We start from the raw sequence: 9,799 nt of genomic DNA, 5'->3' as shown, positions 1-9,799 counted from the left end.
TTTTTTTTTGTTTTATAAAGCTTAAGATAGGTGAGATTTGTTAAGAATAAATTATAGTATAATTACTAATTATTAAACATACTATCTAGAATAGTTTTTAAGCCTTTAAAAGCAAAAAAGATAGCTAACCCACAGATTAAACATCCAATAATTAAAATAGGAATATAGAGTGGTTTTTCTTGATTGCTAAATGCGATGTAAATTAGAGTAGGACCAAGGAACATACACAATAAAGAGAGTCCCATTTTTTTTAGGCCTTGTATTAAAACTTCTTTATTTGTTCGTTTAGTTCCCATGCTTATAGTTTTGAATAGCTAAGCGTACACTTTTATGTTTATTTAGTAAGTGTTGTGCTTCCTCTTGTTGAATGTTAAGTTCGCTCATTATCATTTTTGTACCTCTATCAACTAGCTTATTGTTGCTCAATTGCATATCTACCATTTTGTTTCCTTTAACATGGCCAAGTTGAATCATAGTGGTTGTTGTAATCATGTTTAAAACAAGTTTTTGGGCTGTTCCTGCTTTCATTCTTGAGCTTCCTGTAACAAACTCTGGACCTACAATGACTTCTATAGGAAATTGAGCTGTAAGTGATAATGGGCTTTTATAATTACAGGTTATGCATCCAGTTGCGATACCTTCTTCATTACATTTTTCTAAACCACCAATAACATAAGGCGTTGTACCAGATGCTGCAATACCAACGACTACATCTTTTTTAGAGACTTCATATTCCTTTAAGTCTTTCCATGCTTGGTCTTTTGAGTCTTCGGCGAATTCTACCGCTTTTCTTATTGCTGTATCTCCTCCTGCAATTAAACCTATAACTAAATTGTGTGAGACACCAAATGTTGGCGGACATTCTGACGCGTCAACAATTCCAAGTCTGCCACTTGTGCCAGCTCCTATGTAAAATAATCGACCTCCATTTTTTAATTTTTCAACTATTACTTTTACGAGTGCTTCAATTTGAGGAATTGCTTTTTCAACAGCCATTGGGACTGTTTTGTCTTCGTTGTTGATGTTAGTCAATAACTGGTTTACTGTCATCTTTTCTAGATGATTGTAATTGGAATCTTGCTCTGTGGTTTTTGTAAAGTCCATAGCTCAAAAATAATGATTTTTTTGCTGCGTTAATGATGGTAGTGGCATCCTTTTTTGTTTTACAAAAAAGATATAACGGACAGCATGACCCGAAGGGTAACGTCCTAAAAATAAAAAAGCTCCTAATTAAAGGAGCTCTTATATTAAATTGAGTTTATAATATTGTTGAAAGTGCTGCTTGGTCGCATTACTTTGCTTTCGATGTCGTCTTCGGTTAGGTAATAGCCTCCAATGTTTGTTATTTGACCTTGAACTGCATTTAACTCGTCAACAATTTTGGTTTCGTTTTCGGTAAGTGCTTTAGCTACTGGTGAGAACATAGTTTTTAGTTCGCTGTCGTTTGACTGGTTAGCCAAAGCTTGAGCCCAATACATTGATAGGTAGAAGTGACTCCCACGATTGTCTAACTCGCCACATTTTCTTGAAGGTCCTTTACCGTTTTCTAATAGTTTTCCGGTTGCTTCATCTAAAGTGTCAGCTAAAACTTGAGCTTTCTTATTGTTGAAAGTTTCGCTTAAATGCTCTAAAGAAACCGCTAAGGCTAAGAATTCACCTAGAGAATCCCAACGTAAATGGTTTTCTTCTAGTAGTTGTTGTACGTGTTTTGGAGCTGATCCACCAGCACCAGTTTCGAATAAACCACCACCATTCATTAATGGTACGATAGATAGCATTTTTGCACTTGTACCTACTTCTAATATTGGGAAAAGGTCTGTAAGGTAGTCTCTTAATACGTTTCCTGTTACTGAAATGGTGTCTTTTCCTTCCTTAATACGTTCTAGTGTGAATTGCGTTGCTGCAATTGGGTCTAAAATTCTTAGGTCTAATCCAGAAGTATCGTGTTGTGGTAAATATTGGTTAACTTTTTTGATTAACTCTGCATCGTGAGCACGATTTTCGTTTAACCAGAATACTGCTGGAGTTTGTGATGCTCTTGCTCTTGTTACTGCAAGTTTAACCCAGTCTTGAATTGGTAAATCTTTAGTTTGACACATTCTCCAAATATCACCAGCTTCAACTGTGTGCTCCATTAATGTGTTTCCTGATGCATCAACAACTTTTACTGTTCCGTTAGAAGTAATTTCAAACGTTTTGTCATGCGATCCATATTCTTCAGCTTTTTGAGCCATTAAACCAACGTTAGGAACTGTTCCCATTGTTGTTGGGTCAAAAGCACCATGTTGTTTACAAAAATCGATTGTAGCTGTGTAAATACCAGCATAACTACTATCAGGAATTACAGCTTTAGTATCTTGTTGTTTTCCTTCGGCATTCCACATTTGACCTGAAGTACGTATCATTGCAGGCATTGAAGCGTCAATAATAACATCGCTTGGTACATGTAGGTTGGTAATACCTTTATCGCTATTTACCATAGCTACTGCAGGACCATTATTGAAAGCTTCGTTAATTTCAGCTTCGATTAAAGCTTTTTTGTCGGCTGGTAATTTTTCTAATTTAGACACAAGGTTACCAAATCCGTTATTTTCTTCTACACCAATTTCTTCAAGAATATCACCATATTTTTCATACACATTAGCAAAAAATACTCTTACTGCATGACCAAAAATAATAGGGTCAGATACCTTCATCATTGTAGCTTTCATGTGTAATGAAAAAAGTACTCCTTGCGCTTTGGCGTCTTTAACTTGTTCTTGTAAAAAGTTTAATAATGCTTTTTTGTGCATTACAGTACCATCAATGATTTCACCTTTTAAAATTGGGAAACTATCTTTTAAAATGGTTTCATTACCATTTTGGTCTGTATGAACAATTTTTATGCTAGTATCGTTATCTAGTGTAAGTGATTTTTCGTTGTGAGCAAAATCTCCTTCAGTCATTGTAGCAACGTGAGTTTTAGAGTCTGAACTCCAAGCTCCCATTGAGTGCGGATTTTTCTTAGCGTAGTTTTTTACCGCTTTAGGTGCACGTCTGTCTGAGTTACCTTCACGTAACACAGGGTTTACAGCACTACCTTTAATTTTGTCATATCGTGCTTTGATAGCTTTTTCTTCGTCATTTTGAGGATCTTCAGGATAGTTAGGTACATTGTAACCTCTTTCTTGAAGCTCTTTAATTGCAGCTATTAATTGCGGAATTGAAGCACTAATATTAGGTAATTTTATAATATTTGTTTCAGGTAATTTAACAAGTTCACCTAGTTTAGCTAAGGCGTCTTCTACTTTTTGGTCTTCTTTTAAAAAGTCAGGGAAGGTTGCTAAAATTCTTCCTGCTAATGAGATATCTTTAGTTTCTATAGTAATTCCAGACGATTTTGTAAATGCTTTTACAATTGGTAAAAAAGATTGAGTTGCCAACGCTGGAGCTTCATCTGTTTTTGTATAAAATATAGTAGAAGATTTTGTCATTTGTTGTTAAATTTTATCTATTTATGAACTTTGTATTTTTAAAATCTTGCAAATATAATAATTTCAAGTGGCTATCCCTTGTAGTTTATAGGCAATTATTCAATTATGATATTGTATGTGTTTAAAAGCCCAAAAATTTGCTCTTTTGAAAATTTTGCCTGATTAATATTATTAATTTCTGGATTGATGCTGTAGTTAATTGCCGACCTTAAGTCGGCTTTTTCAAGGTTGGTGTTTTCAAAAACAGCATTTTTAAGATCACAATCCGTAAAGGTTGCTTTAGAAATATTGGTTTTTGTAAAATCTACTTGCTGTAAATTACAGTTTAAAAAAGGAGTGTCTTTGATATTTAGATTTGTAAATGAAGCTAGATTTAAACTACAGGAATTGAATGTAAAGGACAATAAAAAATCATTACAATCATGAAAGTGAAGCCCTAAAAGTTTACAATTGTTGAACTTTACATTATTGAAAGTAGTGTGTTTTATGTTAGCATTACTAAAGTTACAATCAATAAATTCACACTCTAGGAAACTAATATTTGAAACATCAGCATTAGAAAAATCACAATCTATAAATGAGCAGTTGTCATATTCAGCTTTTGGTAAAAAAGTTTTAGTGTAGTTTTTAGTGCTAAATGTTTTGTCTAAGAGTAGTGGTAGGTTCATATTATTGTTTAAAACATCAAATATAGGTGTTAAAAAAACAAAAGCCATATCATTGTAGCTAACTACCTTGACATGGCTTTCTCTGAAACTGTTACTACGTGATCTAATTAACACTTCTGCTAAATCAGCCGTATTGGAATTTACATTCACAATCGTCTTTTTCAATTCAAGTTTCACAGTATCAATGAAACATCTCTATAACTTTCAAAATGTATTGACTTGTTATTCAATGTTTCAGTTTAATTGTTTTTCTTGATGTTTTGTCTGTTAAACTTCGCTTTCACGTTACTTACTTTTCAAAACATTGCACCTATCTTAACATTCGCTTTCGTTCCTGTTACCTTCGAGTACTTTCCACTTTTCTAGTTTTTGTCTGCCTAAGCATACAGTACTTTTAAAAGCTTCATGGTTTTTCAACTTAATCATGCATACACATGCTGTTTCAAAACCTCAAAAAACAATTTTATAAAGAACGTTACTTTATTCCGACTTTAACATTAACACCTTTTTTATGGTGACCAACTCTAGGTTGTTGTTTAATCGTTTAGCTAATATAGGTCAAGAAATGAAAATTGCAAATTTTTTAGACCATTAGATATCAACCATTTATGAACCGAAGTTATTAACAATAGTTAATAAAAAAAGCCTTGAGAGTATCAAGGCTTTATTATTATATGGTTTGAAGTGCTTATTTTCTAACTTCTTTAATTCTTGCTTTTTTACCAGTAAGACCTCTAAAGTAGTAAATTCTTGCACGTCTAACTTTACCTCTTTTGTTAACTTCAATTTTTTGAAGTGCTGGTAAGTTAATTGGGAAAATACGCTCTACACCAATTGTTCCAGACATTTTTCTAATGGTAAATGTTTCAGAAGTACCAGATCCTTTACGTTGTAATACTACACCTTTAAAAAACTGAGTACGTGTTTTACTACCTTCTTTAATTTCGTAGTATACAGTAATTGTATCACCTGCACCAAATTCAGGTAAGTCTTTTCTTGTTACAAATTCGTCTTGTACAAATTTTACTAAAGAATTCATTTTGTTTAATTTTAAAATGGTTGATTCAAACCAACATTCACGGATCTCGCCAGAGGTTAATCTGAAATTGGCTGCAAAGATAATTAATAAATACTAACGTACAATTAATAATTAATAATTTTTTGGTGTTCCCAAGCCAAAGTGTAAACACTTGTCTTGGTCAGGCTATCCATTATATCTTTTTACGAGTCTTCGTCAAGCCTTGACTGACGTAAAAAGGATATCATTTCTATCCTTAACACGATTACACAATTAGCTAAAAACCATATATGCAATACTAAAGCTAAGTGCACAAAATGTAATTATCCCAACTATAGCATTGTAAAAAGGTTGTTGCACTGAATTTATCTTGTCGTTAATTACTTTATCACCAGATAAGTACTTAAGACCTTTGTTTTTTCTTATTAATTTGAAAAAATAATAACGAGTATACAATCCTATAACATGAACAATTATGCCTCCAAAAATGATTTCAACAAAAAACTCAAGTATAGCTCCCACTTTTAATCATCCAATAAATCAGGTCTGCGCTCTTGTGTACGTTTATAAGCTTGTTCTTCGCGCCATTTTTCAATTTCAGGGAAATTACCACTAAACAAAATTTCAGGTACTTGCATACCTTTATACTCACGAGGTCTAGTATATATTGGAGGTGCTAAAAGATTATCCTGAAACGAATCGGTTAGGGCAGAGGTTTCATTACCCAATACACCAGGAATTAAACGTATTACAGCATCGCATAGTACAGCAGCTCCTAATTCGCCACCAGATAACACATAATCGCCAATTGAAATTTCTTTGGTAATAAACTTATCACGTACGCGTTGATCAACACCTTTATAATGACCACATAATATAATAATGTTTTCGTGTAAGGACAGTTGGTTAGCAATACCTTGGTTTAAGCGTTCACCATCTGGTGTCATATAAATAATTTCATCATACTTGCGTTGTGCTTGTAAACCAGAAATACATTTGTCAATAGGTTCAATCATCATGACCATTCCTGCTCCACCACCAAACTGATAGTCGTCTACAGACTTGTAATTATCGGTTGTGTAATCTCTAAGGTTATGAAAATGAACTTCTACCAAGTTAGCATCAATAGCTCGTTTAAGTATAGAGGCTTCAAACGGACTACTTAATAGCTCAGGTAAAACGGTTATAATATCTATGCGCATGTTTTAAGTATTGGCTGCAAAGATAGGTTTAATTAGATTATGTTTTTAAGAGGTAATCAACTTCAATTATAAATAGTATGGATTCAATAATTTATAGATGCTGTATGGGTCTAATATTGATGTTTTGCAATAATTTTTGTTAAAAAAATATCTTTTAAACAAAAAAACGTGCTTTTTGTCGGTGTTTTTGAGGATTCAGAATAAAAAAGCAAATATTGTTTTAGTGATAAATGAAGTGAAAGCATATAAATTAATGCTTGTAGAAGGACTTTAAAGTGTAGCGTTATGAAGTTTAAAATAAAACCTGAGTTTTTTTTTAAGAAGTTATTAATTGTTATTTTTTTATTATTAATTGGTAATATAATTGTTAATTTTTTAAAATTCAGTGATTTTCCCAAACCTCGAATAGTTGAAATTATAATCGTCTTTTTTGATTTTGATTTAGAAGAAAACCTACCAACATTTTACTCGACGTTAGCTATATCAATAGCTAGTTTGTTGCTTTTAATTATTGCAATGCGAAATAAGAAAAGGAACCTTAAATATATCGATTGGTTAGGGTTATCTTTTGTGTTTTTGTTTTTAGCAGTTGACGAGTTTACAAGAATACATGAATATTTATGGAACCCGACACATAATTTATTACAAACTACAGGGCTCTTATACTACTCTTGGTACATACCTTATGCCATATTGTTTTTAATAATAGCTGTTTTTTATATAAAATGGTTTAATAGATTGCCAATTGAAACCAAAAAGTTATTTGTTGTATCAGGACTCATTTTTATAACAGGAGCTATTGTTTTTGAAGCGGTTTCAGGATATTTTGATGAGCTATATGGTGTTTCTAATTTTTGGTACTGCTTTTTCTATACCATTGAGGAGTTATTGGAAATGCTAGGAATTGCATTGTTTATTTATGCATTATTAGAGTATATATCTGAAACAAAGTATTTAAAAATTAAAATATCTTAAATCTTTTAGATTATTTTTAGAAGTAAGCGAGAACAAGCAATTACTTATAGCCATTGTTGTGGTTGGTTTTTTATTCATAATGTTCTTTGTAAGCCTTTCTAAATGATTTTAAAGCTCTTGGGAAATTGCTATGAATTAATTGTTTAGCTTTTTTGAAATCTGGTTTTATGAGAATCTTTTTTCTTTCATTTTTCGGGTCTTTTCCATATCTATGTTCGAGTTTATTTCTTTGTTCGTATAGGTTGTTTAAAAGATTACCTGCAACTTGTGCAGAATAATCACCATTGTTAATTTGTATATACATCGAACGCTCAATTCCGTGGTCTGGGTCTTTTACTGGAATGGTTTCTAATATCTCTTGAATGTAGTGTAGAACTAATTGGTCTGTGTATTTTAATGCTGTAACAATCCAAGAAAGAACAGAACGATTTGCTTTCATTTCTGACATTCTTGGAAAAACTTGTATACAAGCCTCAGCTTCTTCGCTAGCAGAATTATATGCATCTTCGGATAATGCTGATTTGAAATCAAAACCTATATCATCATTAACTACATCCTCAAAAAAACGAATGAAGTAATCATCCGATGCTTTAGCTTCTAAAATTTCTTTTTGAATAATATCAAGCATAATAATACGCTGAGCGTAATTATATTCCTCGTTTTGCATATTCATTTTAGACAGTTCTTCAAGTTCTTCAATATAGCCCATTATAAAAACCAGTTTTTAAGAGTTTCAATTGGTATTTTCAATTGACTTCTATTTATTGAATCTAGAACGGAATTCTTAACATAGGAATTTTTTTCTTCTTTTATTAGTTCTGCTACTGATTGAAAAAACCTTGTGTCAGTTTTAATTGTTTGCAATAGAATTTTAAAATATCCTAATCTTACAAGAGGACTTTCTGTCTTTGGTATGGCTTGTAAAAATTGTTGTTTATTGTCAAGATTTAAATAAACAGCCTCTTTAAAGATTGATAAAATTTGATATTGAACCCATTCATATTCATCGGTTTCATTAAAAATAGAGAAGATGCTATCATAGTAATCAGTTAGGTTTTCGTAAAGTTGTAGATTCCATACAAAATTGTTTGTTTTCCAATTGAAAGCTCTTATACCAAAAAGCCAAATATCAATCATTGAATTACTTGGTTTATAGTCTACTTCATCTTTTAATACTCGAACAATAGTTCTCCATTTTTGAGAGTTTGTCAGGAAATCTCGCATTTCAGATGTATCAATTAACCATAGGTCTTCATCCTCCATTTTCTTGAAGAACTTTTTGAGTTTTTTCTCATATTCTTCTAAGGCATCTTTGTAAAGAGGAATATATTCTTTGGGATTTAATGTTTCAAAATTTTCTTTTTCTTCTCCAAATTGTGTGTTATTCTGTTCTAGAATTTCTCGACTGACTTCTTCTTTATTATTATTTTCAACACTTATTCCATAATCATCTAAAACTTTTTCTTTACCTGAATTATGTTCGTCAATTAATTCAATTTGTGTCTTTTCTGAATTTAAACACAATGATTTAGATTTTAAATGGCGGTCAATTTCTACTAGATTTTTTATTAATTCATTTCGTGACTTCCCATAAATTCGAATATCATCCATAAATCTATAATAATTAAGACCTTGTTTTATTGCTAACCTATCAAGACTGTCTAAAATAATATTAGCGATTAAGAATGAACCAGCAGGACCTTGAGGTATTCCAACACCAAATGTTGCAGAATCTCTAGTTCCTGACCATACATTTAAACACTTGGCAAAGAGGTCTAATATTTTTGAATCAATCCTTCTGTTTTTTAACTCAAGTAGAATTGTTGAATGTGGAATTGTATCAAAAAATCCAGTTATATCGGTTTCAAGAATGTGAGTGACTTGACCATTTTCAAGTATTTCATTGATACTATTTATGAATCGATTATACGGCTCTACGTAAAATTCAAAAAAATAATAGTTTTCAGGTTCTTCATCTAAAAGTTTAATTCCTTTAGAAACTTCTTTATTTAATACACTACCGAAAACACAACTACTAGTTTCATTTAAATTTGAATATTCCAGTTCGGCAATGTGATTTGAGATTGCTTGAAAAACTAAAGCATCTTCAATATCTAAAACAGTCTTAGTTCTTTGTGTTCCACTTTTTTTGGGCTCAAAGTATTTGAAAGGTCTTTTTGGCTGATAATTTCCAGATAAGATAAGTTTGCTTAATTCCTTTAATACTATATCTGTATTCCTACTGAACACACCAATTCCAAAATAATCTTTGGCATCTGCACCTAAACTTGAGATTACTCTTTCCCAAGATAGTCTTAGAGAGGATTGACTAAAACAGTTTTTAAAAGTGCTTATTTTCATTTTTAGTACAAATGTTTTTTAAATTGTGTAAAATAATATAGATATGTATGGTTTTAATAATTTATCTCGACAGTTAAACGAAGTTCGGTTTTTTATTTTATA

The 9,799-nt window shown here is 31.6% G+C and carries 9 protein-coding genes; 1 reads left to right on the top strand and 8 read right to left on the bottom strand.

Features of this window, described 5'->3' with window-relative positions; translation table 11 throughout:
- Positions 1-65: 65 nt before the first annotated feature.
- The 6 genes from DMZ43_RS07890 to trmD form a co-directional block, all read right to left on the bottom strand.
- A complete protein-coding gene (locus DMZ43_RS07890) occupies positions 66-296 on the bottom strand; it encodes a DUF6095 family protein (RefSeq protein ID WP_238155795.1) in 231 nt (76 codons plus the stop codon).
- Positions 286-1,104: an N-acetylmuramic acid 6-phosphate etherase gene (murQ, locus tag DMZ43_RS07885; protein WP_131507197.1), complete on the bottom strand. Its 819-nt coding sequence runs from the start codon at positions 1,102-1,104 to the stop codon at positions 286-288. Before murQ ends, DMZ43_RS07890 begins: the two co-directional genes overlap by 11 nt.
- A gap of 143 nt (positions 1,105-1,247) precedes the next feature.
- Positions 1,248-3,473, bottom strand: coding sequence for an NADP-dependent isocitrate dehydrogenase (locus tag DMZ43_RS07880; RefSeq protein WP_131507195.1), 2,226 nt, complete (start codon positions 3,471-3,473; stop codon positions 1,248-1,250).
- 95 nt (positions 3,474-3,568) lie between these two features.
- Positions 3,569-4,189 carry a pentapeptide repeat-containing protein gene (locus DMZ43_RS07875; RefSeq protein WP_238155794.1) on the bottom strand — a complete coding sequence of 207 codons (621 nt, stop codon included), beginning with the start codon at positions 4,187-4,189 and terminating at the stop codon, positions 3,569-3,571.
- A gap of 640 nt (positions 4,190-4,829) precedes the next feature.
- Complete coding sequence (gene rplS, locus DMZ43_RS07870; protein ID WP_129760375.1) at positions 4,830-5,180, bottom strand: 50S ribosomal protein L19; 351 nt, start codon at positions 5,178-5,180, stop codon at positions 4,830-4,832.
- Positions 5,181-5,683: 503 nt separating this feature from the next.
- Positions 5,684-6,361, bottom strand: a complete 678-nt coding sequence (gene trmD, locus DMZ43_RS07865) for a tRNA (guanosine(37)-N1)-methyltransferase TrmD (protein ID WP_131507194.1) — start codon at positions 6,359-6,361, stop codon at positions 5,684-5,686.
- Positions 6,362-6,646: 285 nt separating this feature from the next.
- On the opposite strand from trmD, the gene DMZ43_RS07860 reads away from it, so the two are divergent.
- A complete protein-coding gene (locus DMZ43_RS07860; RefSeq protein ID WP_129760373.1) occupies positions 6,647-7,336 on the top strand; it encodes a hypothetical protein in 690 nt (229 codons plus the stop codon).
- 70 nt (positions 7,337-7,406) lie between these two features.
- Here DMZ43_RS07860 and DMZ43_RS07855 read toward each other — a convergent pair whose 3' ends face one another.
- Entirely contained in the window at positions 7,407-8,045 is a 639-nt protein-coding gene (locus DMZ43_RS07855) for a hypothetical protein (RefSeq protein WP_131507192.1), read from the bottom strand.
- Positions 8,045-9,697, bottom strand: coding sequence for an RNA-directed DNA polymerase (locus DMZ43_RS07850; protein ID WP_131507190.1), 1,653 nt, complete (start codon positions 9,695-9,697; stop codon positions 8,045-8,047). Before DMZ43_RS07850 ends, DMZ43_RS07855 begins: the two co-directional genes overlap by 1 nt.
- Between the last annotated feature and the right edge of the window lie 102 nt (positions 9,698-9,799).

Source organism: Meridianimaribacter sp. CL38, from assembly GCF_004328055.1.
In the GTDB taxonomy this organism is placed as follows: Bacteria; Bacteroidota; Bacteroidia; order Flavobacteriales; family Flavobacteriaceae; genus Gaetbulibacter_B; species Gaetbulibacter_B jejuensis.
This window is presented reverse-complemented; position numbering and strand designations above follow the sequence as displayed.

What these genes read in the sequence shown, in the direction of transcription:
- DMZ43_RS07860 (WP_129760373.1), top strand. Translation starts at nt 6,647, where the DNA reads ATGAAGTTTAAAATAAAACCTGAGTTTTTTTTTAAGAAGTTATTAATT.
- DMZ43_RS07880 (WP_131507195.1), bottom strand. Translation starts at nt 3,473, where the DNA reads ATGACAAAATCTTCTACTATATTTTATACAAAAACAGATGAAGCTCCA.
- DMZ43_RS07875 (WP_238155794.1), bottom strand. Translation starts at nt 4,189, where the DNA reads ATGGCTTTTGTTTTTTTAACACCTATATTTGATGTTTTAAACAATAAT.
- murQ (WP_131507197.1), bottom strand. Translation starts at nt 1,104, where the DNA reads ATGGACTTTACAAAAACCACAGAGCAAGATTCCAATTACAATCATCTA.
- rplS (WP_129760375.1), bottom strand. Translation starts at nt 5,180, where the DNA reads ATGAATTCTTTAGTAAAATTTGTACAAGACGAATTTGTAACAAGAAAA.
- trmD (WP_131507194.1), bottom strand. Translation starts at nt 6,361, where the DNA reads ATGCGCATAGATATTATAACCGTTTTACCTGAGCTATTAAGTAGTCCG.
- DMZ43_RS07855 (WP_131507192.1), bottom strand. Translation starts at nt 8,045, where the DNA reads ATGGGCTATATTGAAGAACTTGAAGAACTGTCTAAAATGAATATGCAA.
- DMZ43_RS07850 (WP_131507190.1), bottom strand. Translation starts at nt 9,697, where the DNA reads ATGAAAATAAGCACTTTTAAAAACTGTTTTAGTCAATCCTCTCTAAGA.
- DMZ43_RS07890 (WP_238155795.1), bottom strand. Translation starts at nt 296, where the DNA reads ATGGGAACTAAACGAACAAATAAAGAAGTTTTAATACAAGGCCTAAAA.